We start from the raw sequence: 21,705 nt of genomic DNA on the forward strand, positions 1-21,705 counted from the left end.
CTGCTCAGCCCGATATATGAGGCCAGTCATGGCCTTCGTCTACGCCGTCGCGTGCCCAGCGATAGAGGCCATCGTATAGTGCCAGTCCTGCCTTGAGCTGTTGTTGATCATCCTTGTACTGGCGTGACAGACCGACAGAGATGGCAAGCAGACCGGGAGCGACCGGGTGCAGATCGTGCCGATTGGTGTCGGCGGCGCGCACCGCAAGTGCGAGGCGTCCCAGCGCCGGGCATTTCAGTTCAAATTCCTCAATCATGGTATCGAACGTGCAGCGGTCACCGCGATGGCTGAAATGCACGCCCTCAATGTCAAAGGGGGTCGCGCCGAAGTGTTCTGCAGCGCTGGCTACCTCGGAGCGGGCGACAAAAAGAAATTTGGCCTCGCGATCAACGAAACGCCGGATCAACCAAGGACAGGCGATGCGGTCGATCTTGGGGCGGGTACGGGTGATCCAGCGTGTCGCGCCGTCTGTGCCAGTGGGCACTGCGGCCGCGGGTATCAGCGGGAGCACCGCATCGCGCCAGTTCAGAAGGCCACCCTTCAGGTATTCCGATGTCGCACCATTGGACTGAAGCCAGCTCACGACACCTTGGCTCAGCTTGCGCCCCTTTTGACAGACGATCACAGAAGCCCGCCCGGCCAAACGTACGATCAAACCGTCCAAGTCGGTATGTTTGTGACGGATCGCGCTGGGGATCATCCTTGGGTCGTCGGCAAAATCATCGCTGGTGCGGACATCGACAATCACGGGGCAATCGGGTGTACCGACCAATCGCATAAGCTGTTTGGTGGTGATTTCATTTGGGCCGGGCATACGGGCATCCTCTGAGTTTTGCAGTGGATGCGACTTTGGGCCAAGGCCTCACGGGGCAGTCGCAGCGCGCCCCTTTTCGTTTTTTGCCCCGCTGCAGCGCGTTTGTCAACTTCGGGCATTTCCAGACATGCAGCGGGCCTGCGCTCCTTCAGGCAGCATGCCCAACTGTTCGTAGAGAGTAATATAGTCGAGATGGTTGTGACCTTCTGCGATCTTGCCATCCTGCATCCGCACCAGAATCTGCCCGGTAACAGAGATGGGCGTGCTCTGCTTACGGCACTTTGCCGAGACGTCGATCAGGACACTCTACCGGTCGTCATCCTCCATGTAATGCGCGATCTGTATCCTGACGTCGGTTATGACGTGCGCGGTGACATCCGATATCATCATCTCGTGGATTGCCGCGAGGTCCTGCTGGTGCCAGACCCGGTCAAACCAGGTTTTCAATCATGTACGATGTGTTATGCGCTTCCTCCCGGATAGGTCCGCCTTGCGCGCAGCCTAGAGTAAACCGGGTCATCCCCATATCCTTACATACCGGGTCGTACGGATGTGGAGCGCGGAACTGTGGGTTGGGAAAGTGCAGGCTTCTGTTGCCAGGTGCCTGCGAACCCCGCCTTACGCGGCTAGGCGCAAGGGCTTAAGTTTCAGTCTCTCCGACCGCTTACGCGGCCATCGCTACTGGAGCACGATTGTCATTTGCAATTGTACTGTTCGGGCCGATACGGTGGCACCCCGCCGAGACAAAGCATAACCCCTTTAGACGTTCGTCGATCCTATTTCGACCCCGCTGTCCCCCAAATGAAGGGATGTTGGTGGAGTCGCCGGGTACCGCCCCCGGGTCCGATCCGCTTATTACGAGCGCGTTTATGTCCATAGTCCCCGAGGGGACAGAACTAATATAGGCGTCCCGGTTGCAGATGCAAAGGGGGTGAAACGATAAAGCCCCGCCGGGCACGGGGCCGGGCGGGGGTGGTGTCGCGGGCAGCGGGTCGTAGCAGGGCCAGATCAGCCCGCAGCGCGCGTCCTTGGTCGGAAATCGGTGGCATCCGTGACCGCGAAACGACCACCTTTCAGCTTTTGCAGCTTGCCGTCGCGCAGCAGCTTGCCAAAAGAGCGCAGCCCTTCTTCACGAGAGAAGTCAGCGGGGCTGGCCTCTTTCAGCTTGTGCATCAACATAGGGCGCGAAAATTCGGAATGTCCTTCTACATCCGACATATAGGCGGCTGCGGCCTCCAGCAGGTCGGGCAAGGACCGCGCGCCCATGTCTTCGGCAAAGTCGATGAAATTGCCAGCCTCTGTGGTGCTTTGCGGAGCAGGCGGATTGGAAGCTGTGGGTTGCGGGGCCTCAGAAGCCGGTGTTTCCTGCCGGGGTGCAGCAGCCAGATCAGAACGGCTGACACGGCGTGGGCGAACCGGCTCTGATGACGGTGCATCGATGCGCTGTTCTGCCACCAGCTTTAGCGGCGCGGGGCGTGTGCTACGCGGACGTTCGGAACGTGCTGAACGTTCGCCGGTCCCGCTGACGGCCTGCGGGCGGCGCGGACGCACGGCGCTTTTCAGATCAAGGCGATAGGGCTCATCGTCGACGTCCTCCTGCATGGCACCACCGGCGCTGCGTTCGGCCTTGGTGGCGGCGACGGCGGCACGCAGATGCTGGATAGCGTTCCGGCGTTCGTTCGACTCTGGCTCCTCGAGTTGCGTTGCGGCCTCATCAAAGATGCGCGGGGCCTGATCATCGGCCGCCATCGGCTCTAGGCGTTTGCCGCGTTTTGCGTCGGTGTCGCGAGCTTCGTGCGAGGCCTCGGATTGCGCTTTTGCGCTTTCGATGACCGCGTCGGCAGTATCTTCGACAGTGGTTTCCTGTGGGAATGACACCTCATCAGGGACTTGTTGCTGGGTGGCTGGACGGCGCGTTTGTTGCAGCTCGGCCTCGACCTCTGCTAGTTCACGCTGCAACTCTGCCTCGTCCTCGTCACTGAGCGGGGAAGGATCAGAACCCGAAGTATCAACTTCGCTGTCTGATGTTTCCTCAAGCGTGCCATCGGCAATGGCGTCGTCGATTTCGCGGCGTTTGACCTTGATGACACGCGCGGCGAGTGGCGGTTTGGTCGGTGCGTTCTCTGCGATTGCGTAGTCTGCATCGTCGGTTGTTGCAGACGCCTCATCGCGCAGCGCGTCGGCCATAAGTTGAGCCAGCGTGTCCTCGGCGGCGAGTTCGATTTCGACGCCGTCACCAGGCGTATCGTCGTCCTCAAACGCTATGTTATCGTTATCGTCATCATTCTCGTTAAGGTTTTCGCGATCGGCAAAGCTTTCGCTGCTCTCGTCGGCCCGAGACTCTTCGGACGCGAGATACGATTCGGAAGGTTCACTTTCGTCACCGTCCTGCCCGTCCTCGTCGGCGAGCACCTCAGTCTGCGCAGCGTCCTCTTGGGCGATTTCGTCTTCGTCGCCTGCAAGCAGAGCGTCGAGCATGGCCTGATCATCCGCGTCAGCGGTCGATGCCGTATCAGCGACAGCATCAGGTTCTTCCTCGGCGTCCTGATCGTCGCTGTCAGCAGTGTCCGCCAGCGGCGATGCGGCGTCTGGGGCGGTTTCAGCGGCCGGAGATATTGCGGTGAGATCATCGGCGTCGCTTTCATCAACCTTCTCATCGATCAGATGGGCAAGAATGTCTTCTTCGTCCTCATCTTCATAAGCTTCGACGTTTTCATATGATCCGGCGTCCGGCTGTGCAGCGGCATCGGGTTCATTGGCATCGTCCACCTCGAGAATTGCATCAAGGTCAGCGGCGGTGCTGCCGAGGAAATCGCGCGCCGCGGTATCTGCATGCTCGTCTTCCGAATAGCTGTTGTCAAAAGCCGGGCTGGCAGGTGAGGCAACCGCGCGAATGCGACGCAGCTTGTCCGCGACGCTTTCCGGTGCTGGTGCTGGTGCAGGGGCGATGGTTTCTACGTCGGCATATGCGTCCTCTGAATATGCCCCGTCGTCGGACGTAAATGCGTCGTCGTCGGTGTCGTCGCTTTCGGGTTGTGCCACGTCTACCGACGGTGTTGCCGTGTGTGATGCGGCTTCGGCCTCTGCCGTTTCTGCTTCGTCCCCATCAGAAGGCGCTTCTGCCGTGTCCCGAGCAGAAGACACGGCAGAATGGGCTGCATCAGCAGCCGCGTCGGTCAGGGCGGAGGCAGCGCCTGTGCGAAGCACAATCTGACCGTTTTCGTCATGGGCCTCGACCCGGCGGGCGACCTCGCGCTCGGCTATGCGGGCCAGCATTTCGGCGTCGGGTGTCGGGGGCTCTGCCCCGAAATAGCGGTCATCCGACGCGAGGTCACGGAAATATTCGGCGATAGCCTTCATCGTGTCGAAGGAATCGTCGAATCCTTCGAGAGTGCACGAAAAGGTGCCATAAGAGACGGTAAGAATTTTACTAGTACTGACCATTGTATGCTCGCTTTGCTTTGCCTGCAACGACAGTATGTACCACGTTTGCCGCGTCGAAAGGTGCCCGAATCTGCGATGTTTACCGTATCATTTCGTGACCAGAATGTGATTTGTTTCGTTAACAGAGTGTAATCCGGAGAGTTTTAGAATGATTGTTCACGCATCCAGCCCGATTACTTTGATTGGAGGTGCTGGAGTGAGTCGGGACGATCTGGCAGCAGCGCAAGCGATTGCTCCGGGTGTTGTGGCCGCGGATGGCGGAGCGGATGCTGCGTTGGCAAATGACGTGGTGCCCGACGCGGTGATTGGTGATTTTGATTCAATCAGCGATGACGCCCGGACGCGCATCCCCGCAGAACGTCTGCACGAGATAGCCGAACAAGACAGCAATGATTTCGACAAATGCCTGCGCAATATCATCGCGCCGCTGATCATCGGAATCGGGTTTAGTGGTGCGCGGCTCGACCATCAGTTGGCAGTATGTAACACGCTGGTTCGCCACCCGGCGCAGCGATGCCTGCTGATGGGCAGTGATGATCTGGTTTTCCTGTGCCCGCCCAGCCTGAAGCTTGGGTTGCCGAAAAAGTGCCCGATCTCCCTGTTTCCGATGGGCGCGGTAGAGGGGGTTTCCGATGGGCTGAAATGGCCAATTGCGGGTCTGAATTTTGCACCTGACGGACAGGTCGGGACATCCAACCGAGTCAAAGGGGCGGTGCATCTGTCGATGACGGCGCCAAAGATGTTGGTGATGGTCCCGAGGAAATATCTGGTTCCAGTCGCAGCGGCGCTGCAAGATGCGCCGGCGCGTTGGTAAGCAAAACACGTCGGGTCAGTCTGGCGGTGGTGTGAGTTTGCGATGCTGTTGTTATGGCGCGGGCAGGGGGCGACGCTTCAGGTCCAGGTGGCGTTCGCGTAAGAAGACGAAAAGCCCCGAGGCGATGATCAGCGCGATTCCGATCAGGCTAAGCATGTCAGGAAAGTCGCCAAAGAGGTAAAGCCCAAGCACTGTGGCACTGACGATCTCCAGATACTGGATTGGTGCAAGCAATGAGGCGGGTGCGTAGCTCAATGCAAAACTGAGGCAGATGTGGCTGAGCGTTGCGCATACACCCATGCCAAGGAGCAAGGCGACTGTCTGCATATCCGGCCAGACGGGATCGAGCGCCGTGATCCCCGACCCGTTGAACCAGATCAGAACGGGCACGCCCAAAGCCGTTGCCGCCAATCCGGTATAGGTTTGTAACGTGATCGGGTGCATCCGCGTCGCCATGCGGCGCGTCAGGATCATGTAGATGGCAAACAACATCGCGGTGCCCAAGGGCAGCATGGCGACCGGGCCGAATGTGGAAAAGGATGGTTGAATGATCAATAACGCCCCTGCGAACCCAACTGCGCATGCGATGTAGCGGCGTGGGCCAATCGGTTCGCGCAAGATCAACCCACCCAAGAGTGTCAGGATGAACGGTTCAACAAAGAAAATCGCGATGGCGTCGGCGATAGGCAATACCTGAAGCGCCTGAAAAAAGAGCGCAGTGGCGATCAGCATGATAGCTGCACGCACCAGGTGGAGGCAGGTTTCGGTACGGTCAGGAAGGTGCAACCAGCCCATCACGGCAGCCAGCGGTAACAGCAGGCCCGCCTGCATGAGAAAGCGCGTCACCGCAACCTGCGCCACGGCGACACTGTCGCCGATCAGCTTGGCAAAGGCATCCATCCCCGGTGCCAGCAACGCAAAGCCGACCATCAAGGCAATGCCCAATCCGGTTTTTTCCTGCAAGGCCATCAGCAGTTGGGGATGTTAACCGCAAGACCGCCGAGCGATGTTTCCTTGTATTTCTCGCTCATATCCACGCCGGTCTGGCGCATCGTTTCTATACACGCATCTAGCGGTACCAGATGCGTGCCGTCGCCGCGCAGCGCCAATGAGGCCGCCGAAACGGCCTTGATCGCGCCCAGCCCGTTGCGTTCGATGCAAGGTACTTGCACCAACCCCTTGACCGGATCGCAGGTCATGCCGAGGTGATGTTCCAATGCGATCTCGGCGGCATTTTCGATCTGCGCAGGCGTGCCACCCAGCACAGCGGCAAGGCCCGCTGCCCCCATCGCGGCAGCACTGCCCACTTCTGCCTGACAGCCGGCCTCGGCACCCGAGATCGACGCGTTCCACTTGACTAGACCGCCAATGGCCGCAGCAGTCAGCAAGAAATCCTCGACCTGTTCCACACGCGCGCCCGGCACATGATCCAGCCAGTAGCGGATGACAGCCGGCACCACGCCCGCGGCACCATTCGTCGGTGCGGTCACGACCTGCCCACCCGCGGCGTTTTCTTCGTTCACCGCCATGGCATAGACGCTCATCCAATCGTTGATCTTGTGCGGCGCGTTCTGGTTCGTACCCTTTTCAGCGATTAGTGCATCGCGGATGCCCTTGGCGCGGCGACGTACATTCAAACCGCCGGGCAGGGTGCCGTCTGTGGTCATGCCACGTTCGATGCAGTCATTCATCACCTGCCAGACCCGTTTCACGCCACTGGACAGATGCACCTCACCATTACGCGAAATCTCGTTCGCTTTTTTCATCTCGGCGATAGTCTTGCCCGACCGTTCGGCCATTTCGAGCATTTCTACGGCGGATTTGAACGGGTAGGGCACCGGATCGCCCTCGTCGGTGTTGCGCCCAGCTGCCAGTTCCGCCTCGGTCATCACAAAACCGCCGCCGATCGAATAGTAGGTTTCTTGCAGGATCACATCGCCCTGCTTGTCCGTTGCGCGCAGGATCATGCCATTCGCATGGCCGGGCAGATTGGGGCCAAAGTCAAAGACCAGATCATCCTTGGGGTTGAACGCCAGCACCGGCAGCCCTTCGGGTGTGATCGTATGGGTGTCGCGGATCGCGTCCAGCACGGTTTCGGCCTTTTCGTGGTCATAGGTTTCCGGCAGAAACCCCGCGAGTCCGAGAATCGTGGCACGGTCGGTGGCGTGACCGACGCCGGTAAAGGCGAGGCTGCCATGCAGCGTGCCACGAACGCCCGCACACTCGAACGGTGCTGCGCGCATTTTGTCCAGAAAACGCGCGGCGGCTACCATCGGCCCCATCGTGTGGGACGAGGACGGTCCAACCCCAATCTTGAACATATCGAAAACAGAGAGGAACATTGCGCGCGCCCTTGACCATTGGCTGACCGGAGTGGCCAGTGCGCCGCTTATAACGGTCCGGCTGAGCGTGGCTCAATCAGAAACGACAATTTGGCGCGCAAACGGGCCGGGCGCCGATGTCCGCGCCGTGGTCTGATATGGCGCGACCCATGTCTATGCGGGGGGGTGAGCTTTTGTTCAGGCGGATTTGCGCAGCGGATCTTCCAGTGCGATCTCGTCAAAAGTGGCTGCGGCCTTTTCGAAATTGTGAACCAGCGGATCGGTCAGCTTGGTCTGGGCGGCGAAATAACCGCCGACGCGGCAAATGTGAGCCGCAAAATCGGGATGCACGCCAGCATCGTCGTATTTTCGCACTTTCTCCTTGGTCAGCCAGCCGCGGCTTTTGGCCTCTTTTACAATCAGCTTGAACCGTTGGATGCAGTGAAATGTCATGTAGATGGACAGATATTCAAGATACGCCTCAAGCGTGTGTCCACAGTCAGGGTCAAAGCAGTCGATAACCACATCGACCATTTTTTCCGCGGACAGCGGCCATGCTTCATCCCCGATCAGCCACGCAACATCTTCGGCTCCGTGGCGCAGGCCTGAATATTCGAAGTCAAACCAACGCAGCTTGCCATCCTCTGCGATGGCGGCGTTGCCCGAACGGCAATCCCATTTGACAAATTGCACGCCTGCCTGTGCGACCGCCTCGCAAGCCGCGTCGCGGTTGAAATAGCGCGAGACGTTCCCATAGGGCTCCATCGCGTTGACGGCATAGACGAAGTTTTCGATCCACTCGTGATTGGTCCCTAGATGCGGCATCATTTCATGGAGTGTTGTTTTGCGGGCCGCGTTCTGGATTCGGAAGATGGCGCTTATAGCCTCGGCAGACAGGTCCAGCTGTCGCGCCTCGTCATGACGTACAATGTCGCGGTTCAGACGCTTGCGCCCGACATCGGACTGAAACATCACCTCGTCGACAACCCCAAGGCATTCCGGGATGTCATCGCAATGTGGTTGAAGGCTTTGCAGTACATAGGCCTCTAGGTGGGTGCGGCGGAAGTTCGGGCGCAGCGTGGCAATGATCGCGCGATCACCCATGTACAGCCGAAAGCTGGAGCGGCCCTCGCCGCCCGGGGCCGTAGCGCGATCAACTTTAGCGCCAAAATGCGCCTCGGCTGCCTCGACGATCCGGGCGAGGCGTTTCTTATTCTCACTGCTGCTCATGTCGGGTCCCCCGCTTCCTGCCAGTTTGGTTCAGGCGCGCAGTATCTCTCGGCGCTATGGCAGAACTAAGGCAACCACATGGTTCGGGTTGGGCGAATCAGCAAGCAAATCTGGTCGACCAACGATCTGGACAAGATTTGATTGACGCAGTTTTTGACAACGATGCGCCATATTTCGACCACACTGTTTCCAGTCCGATATTTTAAAATCCTTTAATATTAAGGGATTAATAATAAAGCTTGCCCGGAATTTGACGCATTTATAGCGTTTTTTGATCGTATTTTCATCACCCGTGAGGGCGCGTGGGGTTCTGGTGTTGGGGCCGTATCTGGAACGACCGCGTTGCGTGTGCTCACGGCTATTACAAGGAAGACGGCAATGGGGAAGCACTCTGAATTTGGCAGGCATTGGGGCGGCACGCGCGGTAGCGGCGGTGCCAAGGCAAGCGCGACGAAATCATATCACAACGGTGGTGTAGAAGGTGGGTCGTTTGCGTCTTGGTATGACGATCATCTCAGCGGTTTCTTTGATGGCTCCGGCTCTGGCGGTACGAAGGGTTCCGGCTCTGGCGGCACCAAGGGCTCCGGTTCCGGCGGTACGAAGGGCTCCGGCTCTGGCGGTACGAAGGGTTCCGGCTCTGGCGGCACCAAGGGCTCCGGTTCCGGCGGTACGAAGGGTTCCGGCTCTGGCGGCACGAAGGGCTCCGGTTCGGGTGGTACGAAAGGCTCCGGCTCTGGCGGCACGAAGGGTTCCGGCTCCGGCGGCACGAAGGGTTCCGGCTCCGGCGGCACGAAAGGTTCCGGCTCTGGCGGTACGAAAGGTTCCGGCTCTGGCGGCACCAAGGGCTCCGGCTCGGGTGGCACGAAGGGCTCCGGCTCCGGCGGTACGAAGGGTGGGGAGACCTGCGATCATGATGGTGGCAAGCAGACGCTGACGTTTACGCTGGGTGACAAGCCCGCTGTGAATATCGAGGTCAGCGAAACACCCACTGGCACACTGTTCTTTAACTTGGTTCCGACCACGTTCTTGTCCGAACAGGCCGATATCGATGGGATTTTCCTGAATCTGGCGGATGACAGCACGATTGACGAGCTGATGTTCTTTCCGGATGAGAACACCCGTGAGGTCACTGATATTCAGGCGCGCGCCAACGATGTGACTGGTTTGTCGAACGGTGCGTCCGTGACCCAGACCTTTGACGTGGCGCTACAATTCGGCCTTGTGCCGGACAGCACTGAAGGTGAAATAAATACTGTCAACTTCACACTCTGGTCCAGCACCGGTGATCTGACGTTCGACGATATCGACCTGAACAGCATGTCACTGATCGTCAATTCGGATACGGACGAACCGCTGATCCTTGAGGTCACGTCGAGTGATGTGGACGACCCGGACGATGGCCACGAGGATTGTGACCATGACGGCTCTGGCGGCACGAAGGGCTCCGGCTCTGGCGGCACCAAGGGTTCCGGCTCGGGCGGTACGAAGGGCTCCGGCTCTGGCGGCACCAAGGGTTCCGGCTCTGGCGGTACGAAGGGTTCCGGCTCTGGCGGCACGAAGGGCTCCGGCTCTGGCGGTACGAAGGGGTCCGGCTCTGGTGGCACCAAGGGTTCCGGCTCTGGCGGCACGAAGGGCTCCGGCTCTGGCGGCACCAAGGGTTCCGGCTCGGGCGGTACGAAGGGCTCCGGCTCTGGCGGCACCAAGGGTTCCGGCTCTGGCGGTACGAAGGGTTCCGGCTCTGGCGGCACCAAGGGTTCCGGCTCTGGCGGCACGAAGGGCTCCGGCTCTGGTGGCACCAAGGGTTCCGGCTCTGGCGGCACGAAGGGCTCCGGCTCTGGCGGCACCAAGGGTTCCGGCTCGGGCGGTACGAAGGGCTCCGGCTCTGGCGGCACCAAGGGTTCCGGCTCTGGCGGTACGAAGGGTTCCGGCTCTGGCGGCACGAAGGGCTCCGGCTCTGGCGGTACGAAGGGGTCCGGCTCTGGTGGCACCAAGGGTTCCGGCTCTGGCGGCACGAAGGGCTCCGGCTCTGGCGGCACCAAGGGTTCCGGCTCGGGCGGTACGAAGGGCTCCGGCTCTGGCGGCACCAAGGGTTCCGGCTCTGGCGGTACGAAGGGTTCCGGCTCTGGCGGCACGAAGGGCTCCGGCTCTGGCGGTACGAAGGGGTCCGGTTCTGGCGGTACGAAGGGGTCCGGTTCTGGCGGTACGAAGGGTTCCGGCTCGGGCGGTACGAAAGGTTCCGGCTCGGGCGGCACGAAGGGTTCCGGCTCGGGTGGCACGAAGGGTTCCGGCTCTGGCGGCACGAAGGGTTCCGGCTCTGGCGGTACGAAGGGCTCCGGTTCCGGCGGTACGAAGGGGTCCGGTTCTGGTGGTACCAAGGGTTCCGGCTCTGGCGGCACGAAGGGTTCCCATTATGCCTCGTCTGGCTTCCAATGGTCGACGAGCGATATCATGGCCCTTATGACCAAGAATCCGGATGATCTGGAAGATCCGGACAAGGACGAAGTGGAAGATGACGAAGAGGAAGACCACGTCTGGTGGTGATAGACCGATTGGATCGCGCCGCTCACCCCCGCGGCGGCGCGGTTCGCCCTCGATAATCCGGTTCGTTTCACAGGCCGGGCGGCAGCGATGCGCGCCCGGCCTTGATACGTGTGCCGACACCTAACCGCCAGCCGAGTGCTGAAACGACAGTGAGTATGGATTTGCGTGGGAGGTTAACCCGCCGCGTGACGGCGGCGGACGGTGCCGGGGCGGCCCGGGATTGACAACGTGGCGTCCATGCGTGGGGTGCGGCTGACAACCTTCCCCTTTGACACAATACAGAGTCGCGCCGCCCGCAGGCGCAGTGCCTCAATCGGATCACCGGCGTCGAGCACGACAAGAGACGCTCGTGCGCCGACGTGCAGACCATAATCCTTCAGCCCCATGATCTGAGCGTTCTGGATTGTGACCATGTCGAAGCAGCGGCGCATCTCTTCCGGGCTGCTCATCTGTGCAACGTGCAGGCCCATGAATGCGACGTCGAGCATGTCACCGGTGCCGAGCGAATACCACGGATCGCGCACGCAATCCTGTCCCCAGCCGACCGTGATGCCGTGGGCCTGCATTTCCTTTACCCGCGTCAGGCCGCGGCGTTTGGGAAACGTGTCGTGGCGCCCTTGCAACATGATGTTGATCAGCGGATTGGGGATTGCGGCAACGCCTGCCTCGGCGATGAGGGGCAGCAGTTTGGATACATAATAGTTGTCCATCGAATGCATCGACGTCAGGTGGCTGCCAGCCACGCGCCCCGAGAGACCATGCCGGTGCGTTTCCTGTGCCAGTGTTTCGATATGTCGTGAATAGGGGTCGTCGCTTTCGTCGCAATGCAGGTCGACCATCAGGCCGCGATCTGCCGCGATCTGGCACAGTTCACGCACGCTGTCCGCGCCGTCCTGCATAGTGCGCTCGAAATGCGGAATTCCGCCCACCACGTCCACGCCCATGTCGAGCGCGCGCAAAGTGTTGGCACGGGCAGTCGGGTCGCGGTAGAGGCCATCCTGAGGGAAAGCGACCAGTTGCAGATCGATGTAGCCTTTGACCTGCTCGCGGACCTCCAACATCGCTTCGACGCCCTTGAGTGTATCATCGCAGGTGTCTACATGGCTGCGGATCGCCAGCAAGCCCAACGAAGCAGCCCAGTCGCAATATTCCAGCGCGCGGATGACCATTTCCTCTTGTGTCACGATTTGCTTCAGTTCGCCCCAGAGGCCGATCCCTTCCAGCAATGTGCCAGAGGCATTGATGCGGGGCAGGCCATAGCTGAGCGTGGCATCAAGGTGGAAATGTGGGTCGACGAAGGGGGGCGCGACCAGATCACCGGTGGCGTCGATGACCTCGCCTGCCTCGGCTTCCAGAGGCTCGATCGCAGTGATTTTGCCACCGCGTATTCCGATATCCGTGACACGGCCATCTGGCAGCGCGCCGCCTTTGATAATCAGATCGAACATCAGCGTTCTCCCTTGTTGAATGGCACCATCAGAGCGGCGGGTACTTCGGCACGGCGCGACATGACGATGAGTGCCAGAATGCTGAGGAAATAGGGCATCATCAGGAACACCTGATAGGGGACATTGGCACCCAACGGCGTTTGTTGGATGCGGATTTGCAATGCGTCAAAGGCGGCAAAGAGGATCGCCCCCAACAGTGCCTTGCCCGGACGCCACGCGCCGAAGACCACCAGCGCGATACAGATCCAGCCGCGCCCGTTGACCATCTCGAAAAAGAAACTGTCAAAGGCGGACATCGTCAGAAATGCACCGCCCACTGCCATCAACCCGCTGCCGACAATAACCGCGCCCATGCGCAGCCCGGTGACCGACAACCCCTGTGCCGCAACCGCCGACGGGTTTTCACCGGCTGCGCGTAAGGCAAGGCCCAAAGGCGTGCGGTAGAGAACCAATGAGACGACTGCGACCAGCAAGAAGGCGAGATAGGTCAGTGGCGTTTGCGCAAAGAGTGCCGGGCCAATCATCGGAACATCTGACAAAAGCGGTATCTCATAAGGCTGGAACGCGTCGATCTTGGGTGGGCTGGTCACTTCGGGCAGGGCCAAGCGGTAGGCGTAGTAAGTCAGGGACGTAGCCAGCAATGTCACCCCGAGGCCGACAACGTGCTGCGACAAGCCGAATGGCACGGTGAGCGTCGAATGCACCAGTCCGAAACACATACCCACCACGAATGCGACCGCCACCCCGGTCCAAAGATCGGTGCCCGAGTAAACTGCCATCCAGCCAGCGAAGGCGCCCGCGACCATGATCCCCTCGATCCCGAGGTTCAGCACACCCGCGCGTTCGCAGATCAACTCGCCCAGTGTGGCAAAGATCAGCGGCGAAGCGATGCGGATCGCGGCGGTCCAGAAACTGGCGGACAGGAGGATATCGAACAGGTCCATGTTATTCCCTCACCACGCGAAATCGGGTCAGCAGGATCGCCACAACCATCAGCAACAGCGCCGTGGCCAGCATGATATCGGCCAGATAGGTCGGCACACCCACGGCGCGGCTCATGCTGTCGGCGCCGACGAAAATGCCTGCGACAAAGAGGGCTGCGGCGATCACCGCCAGCGGATTGAGCAAGGCCAGCATTGCCACGATGATGCCGGTGTAGCCAAAGCCCGGGCTGAGGTCGAGTGTGAGCGAACCTTTGAGGCCCGCCACCTCGGAGTAGCCTGCAAGAGCGGCCAGACCACCGGACAGCAATGCGGTTTTGATCAACACACGGTTGACCGGGATTCCGGCAAAACTGGCAGCCTCGCGGTTCAGACCGACAGCACGCATTTCATAGCCCAGTGTCGTGCGCGCCTGAATGATCCAGACGATCACGGCCGAGATGAGCGCAAGTCCAAAGCCCCAGTGCAGGCGCAGCCCCTCCACCATGCGCGGCAGTCGCGCCTCCGGGATCAGCCGTGCGGATTTGGGCCAGCCCATGCCCATCGGATCCTTGAGCGCACCTTCGAGCAGCATCGACACAAACAACAGAAAGATGAAGTTGAACAACAGCGTCGTGACCACTTCATCAACGCCGAACCTGACCTTTAGCAGGGCAGGGACCAGTAGCACCAGCGCGCCTGCGATCATCGCCAGAATGGCGAGCGTGGGCAGTAACAGGCCAGATGGCCAAGGCATCATGCCAGTGCCCAGAACTGCGACGATCAATGCGCCCGCATATAGCTGCGCCTCGGCACCGATGTTCCACAGTTTGGCGCGAAAGGCGACGGCGACTGCGAGGCCGGTGAAGATCAGAGGCGTGGCACGGTTGAGTGTCTCAAGCAGCGCAAATTTGCTGCCTGCCGCGCCCTTCAGGATGAGGCCCAGCACGCCAAAGGGATTGGCACCGGCAATCATTGCCAGCAGCGATGCAATGACAACCGTGGCAATAATAGCCAGTGCAGGTGGCAAGAGCGTGCGCGCGGCGCTGGGATTGGCAATGGGTTCAAGACGCATGAGCATGCTCCGGTTCGAACCCGTGCCCGGCCATCCAGATGCCCAGTTCTGCTGGTGTCATGCTGCCTCTGGCAAAGGCCGGGGACAGACGTCCCTCGGAGATGACGTGAATAACGTCGGACAGGGCCATGATTTCGTCCAGATCCTCGGAAATCAGGATCACAGCTGCGCCGCCATCGCGGGCCTCCAGCAGGCGTTCGTGCACGTAGTTGACTGCGCCGATATCCAGGCCGCGTACGGGTTGGTTCGCAAGGATGATGCGCGGGCTGGCCTCTAACACACGCCCAAGGATCAACTTTTGCATGTTACCACCTGACAGCAGGCGAATGCGCGTGGTGGGGCCGGGACAGCGGACATCATACGTCTTGATGATTTCATTGGTGAACTCTGCGGCGCGCTGCCAGTGCATCCAGCCGCGGGTGGAATAGGGCGCGTCCATGTAGCATTCGAGGATAGCGTTTTCCGTCAGATCGAAATCGGCGATTGTGCCCGTTTTGTGCCGGTCCTCGGGGATACGTGCGATGCCGTTATGTACCGCCGTGCGCGGCGACCAATGCGCCTGCGTTTCGCCGTTCAGCATCAGTGTGCCGGTCGTTGGGCTGCGGAGCCCGCCGATTAACCCGGCAAGGGCTGCCTGACCATTACCGGACACACCGGCAAGTCCGGTGATCTGACCCGCGCGCAGATCGAGCGTCAGGGATTTCAGGCCGGGGGCATTGCCCTCGTCTGGGGTGGATACGTCGACCAATTGCATCAGCGCGGGGCCGGGGGTACCTTTGGCGATCTTGGGGGCGGCGACTTCGGCGCCAACCATCCGCGCGGCCAGATCATGCCGGTCGGTGTCTGTTGTGCGCCCCTCATGGACCAGTTTGCCATGGCGTAGGATCAGCACCCGGTCGGATATCGCCATGACTTCATGCAGCTTGTGCGAGATGAAAACAATAGAGAGACCAAGTGCCACGGCCTTGCGGAGGGTTTCAAAAAGATCGTCGGTTTCTTGCGGGGTCAGAACCGCCGTGGGTTCGTCCAGAATAAGGATGCGTGCATCGCGGTAAAGCGCCTTGAGAATTTCGACCCGCTGACGTTCGCCCACGGTCAGCGCGCCGATACGAGCGTCGGGATCAACGCTAAGTTTAAAGTCCGCTGCCAACTTGGTGATGCGCGCAAGCGCGGCGGCGCGATCGGTGCCGAGCGACCATAACGAGCGGGTCCCGAGTGTCACGTTCTCGAGCACGGTCATGCCTTCGGCCAGCGTGAAGTGCTGGTGTACCATGCCGACACCAGCATCCAGTGCCGCGCGCGGATTACCGGGGGGCAGGGCGTTTCCCATGACTTCAACCGTCCCGGAGTCAGCGGTGTACTGCCCGAAAAGGATATTCATCAGCGTCGTCTTGCCCGCGCCGTTCTCGCCCAGAAGGGCAATCACTTCACCCTTATGCAGGGACAGGCTAACGGCATCATTCGCTGTGAGCGCGCCGAATGTTTTGGTGATGGAATCGAGGCGCAGGACAACCTGCGCCTCGTCATTGGCAGTCATTTACATCGACTTTGGTTCAGAATCGTCGATCTCGGTGACGAAATCACCTGACATGATCTCGGCCTTGCGCTGTTCGACCAGATCCAGTGCCTCTTGGGGCACTTTGCCGTCGAATGTGCCCAATGGCGCCAGTGATGCGCCGCCTTCTTTCATAAAGGAATAGACGCCGTAATCCGCAGCCTTGAAATTACCGGCCTTGACCTCTTCGATGGCTTTGTCCAGCGTCGGCTCAAAGTGCCAGATTGCGGATGCAACGACTGTTTCGGGATAGTCGGACTGGGTGTCGATCACGTTGCCGATGGCCAGTACGCCTTTTTCCTGCGCTGCGTCAGATACGCCAAAGCGTTCGGCATAGAGCATGTCCGCGCCCCCTTCGATCATCGCAAAGGCGGTTTCCTTGGCCTTTGGTGGATCGAACCATGACCCGATAAAGCTGACCTGGAATGACGCGTCGGGGCGGGTTTCCTTAACGCCCGCCATGAAGGCGTGCATCAAGCGGTTAACCTCGGGGATGGGGAAGCCACCGACCATGCCAATGCTGCCGGTTTCAGTCATTGCACCGGCGACTATGCCGCTGAGATAGGAGGCATCCTGAATGTAGTTGTCGAACACGGCCATGTTGGGCAACGCATCGTCGGGTTTAAAGCTGGAGCCCATCAGGAAAGCGATTTCGGGGTATTCGGCGGCGACTTCACGCGCTTCTGCCTCGACCGCGAACATTTCGCCGATGATCAGGGTATAGCCGCTTTCGGCGTATTCGCGCATGACGCGGGCATAGTCGGTGTTGCTGACATTTTCCGAATAGGTGTAGTCGATATCGCCGCGCTCTTGCGCTGTCAGGGCGGCCTTGTGAATGCGGCTCACCCATTGTTGTTCGACGGGTACGGTGTAGATACCGGCGGTCTTGATCGGGTCCATCGCCAGTGCGCGACCGGGGTGGAACGCTGCCGCCGTGGCCAGGGCAACACCTGCTGCCGTGGTCAGAAAGCGCCGCCGTGTCAGGCTGCCTGGCTGTGTCTTGGGCTGGGTCATTATGTATCCTCTCCGCTGTTTTGGTAGTATTTTTACCAAACGGTAAAATTATTTAAGGGCAAAAGCCAGATATTTCGGCATCGCAGAGCTGGCACATCGCGCGTGCGCTGAAATTTCGAGCAAATCGGCGTTGGCAACCCCCGCCTGCCGGATGCTGTCGCAGGACAGGACCAAGCGCAATGGAAAACCGCCAGCGGTGGGGTGCATATGCGGACGGTTTTGACTTGGTACGTGTGCAGCGGCGCAGTACCATCTTGCCGGATGTCATGCGTTGCTGCACGGGGCGGAACAGATGCCCCCAAAGGAGGTCTGATGAACGTCGATCTGCCGCCGAATTCACCACTACTGGACCGTTGTCCCGAGGCGTTGCCTGCGCGGGCCTATTACGATGCGGATTGGTGCACGCGCGAGTGTGCCGCGATTTGGGCGCGCCAATGGGTTTACGCAGGTCGCCACGATCAACAGCCTATCAACACGTTGCGCCGGATAGAGATCGCTGGGCAAAGCGTTGTTCTTGCGCGGGGTGGGGACGGAATGCTGCGCGCGTTCCACAACACCTGTCGCCACCGGGGCGCCGCGCTTTGTCAGGCCGAGCAAGAGGCGTATAACGGGAAGCTGATCAAATGCCCCTATCACGCATGGGCCTACGACGCGGCGGGGCGGCTGGTCTCAACCGGATATGCAACGCCGACCGCAGATTTCGACAAGTCCGCGCATGGGCTGTTTCCGGTGCATCTGAAGCTATGGAACGGGTTTGTCTTTCTCTGTCTGGCGGATACACCACCGGATTTCACACCAGACATCGGGCTGGACGCGCTGGACAACTGGCCGATGGCGAATCTGGTGGTCGGGCATGTGCTGGAAAAGGACATGGCCTGTAACTGGAAGGTGTTCTGGGAAAATTACAACGAATGTCTGCATTGTCCGGGCATCCATCCGGAGCTGAGCGATCTGGTGCCGGTCTATCGCAGCGGTATCATGTCGGCAGAGGAACGCGCGCGCGTTGCTGCCGGAGAGACGGCACAACCGGCGTTGAAACCCGGTGCGCGCAGTTGGACGCAAACGGGCGCGGCCTGCGGGCCGGAATTTCCCGATCTGACCGAGGAAGAACGCCAGCGCGGTCACACCTTCGTCACGCTCTACCCGACCATGTATATTGTCGGGCATGTGGACTATGTGCGCGCCGTGACGTTGACACCATTAGGACCGGAAACCACGCGACTGCGCGCTGAATGGCTGTTCGCGCCAAAGACGTTGGCACAGCCGGGATTTGATCTGGAAGGTGTGACCCGTTTTGCCAACACTGTGCTGATGCAGGACGGTGCAGCGTGCGAGATGAACCAGCGCGGATTACATTGCTCGAAATTCAACGCCGGGCGGTTGATGCCACAGGAATTCGCGATTTACGATTTCCATCAGTGGGTTCGCGAACAGATGGAGCGCGCCTGACGGCAAGAGAGCACGCCACCCATCGTGCAAGGGTGGCGCGCTCAATGAGATGTGACGCGGTTACGCCGGTTCCTGTTGCGTGATGCAGTGAATGCCGCCGCCGCCAATGGCGATCGCGTCGATATTGACCCGCTCTATGGTCCGATCCGGAAAGAAGTCCTGAAACAATTCTGCGGCGATGTCGTCCTCGCGGACGCCGTATTCTGGCATGATGACCGCATCATTGCAGATATAGGAGTTGACGTAAGAGCTACAGAACATGTCGGGATGCGGGAAATCGCCCATCGCAGGCGGGACTGTGCGGATCGTGATTGGCGCACCGGTCGCATCCGTCTGGCCCTGCATCGCAGCGACGTTGCGGGCATTGATCTTGTCCCAGTCGCTCCCCTCATCCGTCGGGCCTTCCATCAGTACCAGACCGGGTGCCATGAAGGCGGCAATGCCGTCAACATGACCGTTGGTTTCTACCTCCAATTCGCTACCGGGCAGCCAGATCACCTTGGTTCCGCCCAGCATTTCCATTAATTCGGCCTCGATTTGCGCGCGTGACCAGTCCGGGTTGCGGTTGGCATTGGGAAAGCAGGTTTCGGTGGTCAAGATGGTGCCACGACCATCAACATTGACGCCGCCGCCCTCGGCAATCAGTTTGCTGTCAAAGATCGGTACGCCTGCGGCATTCAGGATTGCGCTTGCCGCCCGGTCGTCACCATCGAAGGGGGTATATTTTTCACCCCACGCGTTAAAGCGAAAGTTCACGCCAGCCTTGGCGCCATTTGCACCCGTGACAAAACACGGACCGGCATCGCGACACCAACTGTCGTCGATAGGGCTTTCCAACACCTCGATATCACTCCCCAACAGGTCACGTGCGTCCGCCATATCCTGAGGACGCACCAGCATCGTCAGAGGTTCGTGTCGCGCGACTGCATGGGCGACATTGGCGTAGCTGCGCCGGGTCGCCTGCATGTCATCCCAGACAATCTCGCGGCAGGGCCACATCATCCACGTGCGGGCATGCGGTGCCCATTCGGGGGGCATGGAATAGCCTTGGGATTTTGGCGTGTTCATTGGGATACTCCTTGGTGGGGCTGGTGTTCGCTGCGAGGGTCAGAAGTCAGAAATGACACCAGCGTGGATGGCGTTGTGATCGGTGCGATTCAATCCGGGCAGGCGAAGGGGACAAAAGTGCTCGCCATCCCTTCGTTCATTGTCATGACTGTCAGCAGATTGGCGAGCGCGATCTCTTCTGCTGTGCGTGCGCATACCGTCCCTTGTGTCAGGCAGCCGGAGGCAATGAACCCGGCGTTCTGGTTCAGGAATTCGGGCCGCAGTCCAGCTGCCCCTTGTGCCGTGACCGCATCGGCAAACGCCTGTTGATAGAGATCGCACTTTCGCTGACTCCAGTCATCCTGCGCGACGGCCGAGAGGGGCAATGCGCAGAGCGTAAAGATACCCAGTGCCCGCGTCATTGCGTCAATGCCCTGCCAGCGGTGTCCCAACGGATGACTGCTGGCAGGATTTTGCCGGGGTTCATGCTGTAGCATGCGCTACGCTCCTTCATCGGCGAGGTAGTCCTTGATCGCGCCGCTGATGGCCGCAACTATTTCGTCGCATTCCTCTTTGCTGATAATCAGCGGTGGCGAGACGATCATGCGGTCGCCTACGGGGCGGACAATTACGCCGCGTTTCAGGCAACCTTGGAATATCTTTTCGCCGACGCCGTCACCAATGGCTTCTTTGGTGCCTTTGTCTTTTACCAGATCGACCCCCAGCATCAGGTGACTGCCCCGGACATCGCCGACAATGGGCAGGTTCATCAGTGATTTGGCGCTTTCCTGTAGGTAGGGACCCACCTCGCGGACATGTTCCAGGATGTTTTCGCGTTCCATGATCTCGATATTCTTGAGCGCCGCTGCACAAGCAACGGGATGGCCAAAATACGTGAGGCCCATCGATAGAACGCCGCCCTCGCATTGTGGCTGCGCGATCACATCGTAAACGCGAGTGCTAAGAAGGGTGGCTCCTAGGGGAATGTACCCAGAGCTAAGCCCCTTGGCACACACCATGATGTCGGGTTGGTAGTCATAGAGCGCATCGGACGCGAACCATTCGCCCAACCGGCCAAAGGCGGTTACAACCTCATCCGCGATATAGAGCATATCGTATTTCTGGCACACCTCCCACATCCGGCGATGATAGCCATCAGGTGCCACCAGCACGCCACCAGCCCCCATGATCGGTTCTGCGATGAAGGCCGCGACATTGTCGGGGCCGAGTTGCTGAATGCGGGCATCGAATTCGCGCACTAGGTAGTCGCAGTAATCAGCGTCGGACCAGCCGTCGGGCTTTTCATAGAGGTTGGCGGCGCTGACATGGTGGATGAAATCCTCGCCAATGCGGTCAAAGCCCATCTTGGTGCCGTGAATGCCGGTCAGGGACGCGGCGACATAGGTGGCACCGTGATAGGCGTTCGCCCGGCTGATGATCTTCTTCTTGCGGTGCTGGCCAAGCTGGTCAAAGTAGAAATGCACCAGCCGGATGGCCGCATCGTTGGCGGTGGAGCCGCCGCAAGTATAGTAGACATGGTTCAGGTCGCCCGGCGCCAGTTCCGCCAGTTTCGCGCCCAGCATCGAGGCCGGCACGTTGGTGGAATGCCCGAACGGGTTGTAATATTGCATCTTCATCACCTGTTCGGCGATGGTTTCTGCCATCTCCTTGCGGCCGTGTCCGATATTCACGCACCACAGCCCACCGATCCCGTCGAGCAGCTTGTTGCCTTCGCTGTCGATCACATGCATGCCGCTGGCGCTCTCGATGACTTGGCTGCCTTCTTCGCGGAATGTCGAGAAGTCGGTATAGGGATGCAAAAGGTGATCGCGGTCTGCGGTCCATGCATCGGTTTTCGTCTGGGCGGTCATGGCAGGCTCCTGTTCGAGAGATCGGGTATGTTCGCCATTTTCGACTCAGCCGCTGCTGGCCGCAATTTCCCGAAAGGGGTAGTTGCCACGATCAGTGATTTGGGACAGGTTTTCGACCTGCGGCATTTGGTCGGAGGTGGCAAGCCTGCCGAGATGACCTAG

General features: G+C 59.9%; 17 protein-coding genes and 1 other RNA gene. 4 read left to right on the forward strand and 14 right to left on the reverse strand.

From position 1 onward, the window contains the following. Positions 1-4: 4 nt before the first annotated feature. From N7U68_RS01850 to N7U68_RS01860, 3 genes are all read right to left on the reverse strand, one after another. Positions 5-814, reverse strand: a complete 810-nt coding sequence (locus N7U68_RS01850; protein ID WP_263048043.1) for a chromate resistance protein ChrB domain-containing protein — start codon at positions 812-814, stop codon at positions 5-7. 579 nt (positions 815-1,393) lie between these two features. Then, positions 1,394-1,745: a transfer-messenger RNA gene (gene ssrA, locus N7U68_RS01855) on the reverse strand. A 77-nt stretch (positions 1,746-1,822) separates the two neighbouring features. Beyond that, positions 1,823-4,258 (reverse strand): hypothetical protein, encoded by a 2,436-nt coding sequence (locus N7U68_RS01860; protein ID WP_263048044.1) that lies wholly within the window; start codon positions 4,256-4,258, stop codon positions 1,823-1,825. 196 nt (positions 4,259-4,454) lie between these two features. On the opposite strand from N7U68_RS01860, the gene N7U68_RS01865 reads away from it, so the two are divergent. After that, on the forward strand, positions 4,455-5,072 hold the full coding sequence (locus N7U68_RS01865) for a thiamine diphosphokinase (protein ID WP_263048045.1): 618 nt from the start codon (positions 4,455-4,457) through the stop codon (positions 5,070-5,072). 51 nt (positions 5,073-5,123) lie between these two features. On the opposite strand, the gene N7U68_RS01870 is transcribed toward N7U68_RS01865, so the two are convergent. The 3 genes from N7U68_RS01870 to N7U68_RS01880 all read right to left on the reverse strand — a co-directional run bounded on the left by N7U68_RS01870 (position 5,124) and on the right by N7U68_RS01880 (position 8,623). After that, on the reverse strand, positions 5,124-6,017 hold the full coding sequence (locus N7U68_RS01870) for a DMT family transporter (protein ID WP_263048046.1): 894 nt from the start codon (positions 6,015-6,017) through the stop codon (positions 5,124-5,126). A gap of 23 nt (positions 6,018-6,040) precedes the next feature. Next, the gene (locus tag N7U68_RS01875) at positions 6,041-7,414 is read right to left on the reverse strand and encodes an L-serine ammonia-lyase (protein WP_165192425.1); all 1,374 of its coding nucleotides are present in this window, start codon (positions 7,412-7,414) and stop codon (positions 6,041-6,043) included. Between the two features lie 177 nt (positions 7,415-7,591). Continuing rightward, a complete protein-coding gene (locus N7U68_RS01880) occupies positions 7,592-8,623 on the reverse strand; it encodes a hypothetical protein (protein WP_263048047.1) in 1,032 nt (343 codons plus the stop codon). A gap of 378 nt (positions 8,624-9,001) precedes the next feature. Here N7U68_RS01880 and N7U68_RS01885 point away from each other — a divergent pair, with 378 nt between their 5' ends. Next, positions 9,002-11,164 carry a hypothetical protein gene (locus N7U68_RS01885; RefSeq protein ID WP_263048048.1) on the forward strand — a complete coding sequence of 721 codons (2,163 nt, stop codon included), beginning with the start codon at positions 9,002-9,004 and terminating at the stop codon, positions 11,162-11,164. A gap of 173 nt (positions 11,165-11,337) precedes the next feature. Here the strand turns inward: N7U68_RS01885 and N7U68_RS01890 are convergent, their stop codons facing one another. From N7U68_RS01890 to N7U68_RS01910, 5 genes are read right to left on the reverse strand one after another with little or no spacing between them, the layout of a single operon-like run. Beyond that, positions 11,338-12,612 carry an amidohydrolase family protein gene (locus N7U68_RS01890; RefSeq protein ID WP_263048049.1) on the reverse strand — a complete coding sequence of 425 codons (1,275 nt, stop codon included), beginning with the start codon at positions 12,610-12,612 and terminating at the stop codon, positions 11,338-11,340. Further along, positions 12,612-13,556 (reverse strand): ABC transporter permease, encoded by a 945-nt coding sequence (locus N7U68_RS01895; protein ID WP_263048050.1) that lies wholly within the window; start codon positions 13,554-13,556, stop codon positions 12,612-12,614. Before N7U68_RS01895 ends, N7U68_RS01890 begins: the two co-directional genes overlap by 1 nt. 1 nt (position 13,557) lies before the next feature. Further along, on the reverse strand, positions 13,558-14,607 hold the full coding sequence (locus N7U68_RS01900; RefSeq protein WP_263048051.1) for an ABC transporter permease: 1,050 nt from the start codon (positions 14,605-14,607) through the stop codon (positions 13,558-13,560). Continuing rightward, entirely contained in the window at positions 14,597-16,144 is a 1,548-nt protein-coding gene (locus N7U68_RS01905) for an ABC transporter ATP-binding protein (protein ID WP_263048052.1), read from the reverse strand. The genes N7U68_RS01900 and N7U68_RS01905 overlap by 11 nt, the downstream gene beginning before the upstream one ends. Beyond that, positions 16,145-17,176, reverse strand: coding sequence for a BMP family protein (locus N7U68_RS01910; RefSeq protein ID WP_263048053.1), 1,032 nt, complete (start codon positions 17,174-17,176; stop codon positions 16,145-16,147). 312 nt (positions 17,177-17,488) lie between these two features. Here N7U68_RS01910 and N7U68_RS01915 point away from each other — a divergent pair, with 312 nt between their 5' ends. Further along, positions 17,489-18,625 (forward strand): aromatic ring-hydroxylating oxygenase subunit alpha, encoded by a 1,137-nt coding sequence (locus N7U68_RS01915; protein WP_263048054.1) that lies wholly within the window; start codon positions 17,489-17,491, stop codon positions 18,623-18,625. Between the two features lie 60 nt (positions 18,626-18,685). Here N7U68_RS01915 and N7U68_RS01920 read toward each other — a convergent pair whose 3' ends face one another. The 3 genes from N7U68_RS01920 to N7U68_RS01930 form a co-directional block, all read right to left on the reverse strand. Beyond that, complete coding sequence (locus tag N7U68_RS01920; protein ID WP_263048055.1) at positions 18,686-19,693, reverse strand: agmatine deiminase family protein; 1,008 nt, start codon at positions 19,691-19,693, stop codon at positions 18,686-18,688. Between the two features lie 89 nt (positions 19,694-19,782). After that, the gene (locus tag N7U68_RS01925; protein WP_263048056.1) at positions 19,783-20,169 is read right to left on the reverse strand and encodes a hypothetical protein; all 387 of its coding nucleotides are present in this window, start codon (positions 20,167-20,169) and stop codon (positions 19,783-19,785) included. Between the two features lie 3 nt (positions 20,170-20,172). After that, positions 20,173-21,543 carry an aminotransferase gene (locus tag N7U68_RS01930; RefSeq protein WP_165192415.1) on the reverse strand — a complete coding sequence of 457 codons (1,371 nt, stop codon included), beginning with the start codon at positions 21,541-21,543 and terminating at the stop codon, positions 20,173-20,175. A 27-nt stretch (positions 21,544-21,570) separates the two neighbouring features. Between N7U68_RS01930 and N7U68_RS01935 the strand changes: the two genes are divergently transcribed. Beyond that, positions 21,571-21,705 carry a hypothetical protein gene (locus N7U68_RS01935; RefSeq protein ID WP_263048057.1) on the forward strand — a complete coding sequence of 45 codons (135 nt, stop codon included), beginning with the start codon at positions 21,571-21,573 and terminating at the stop codon, positions 21,703-21,705.

Origin of the sequence: Roseovarius pelagicus (assembly GCF_025639885.1) — a bacterium.
GTDB classification, from domain to species: domain Bacteria; phylum Pseudomonadota; class Alphaproteobacteria; order Rhodobacterales; family Rhodobacteraceae; genus Roseovarius; species Roseovarius pelagicus.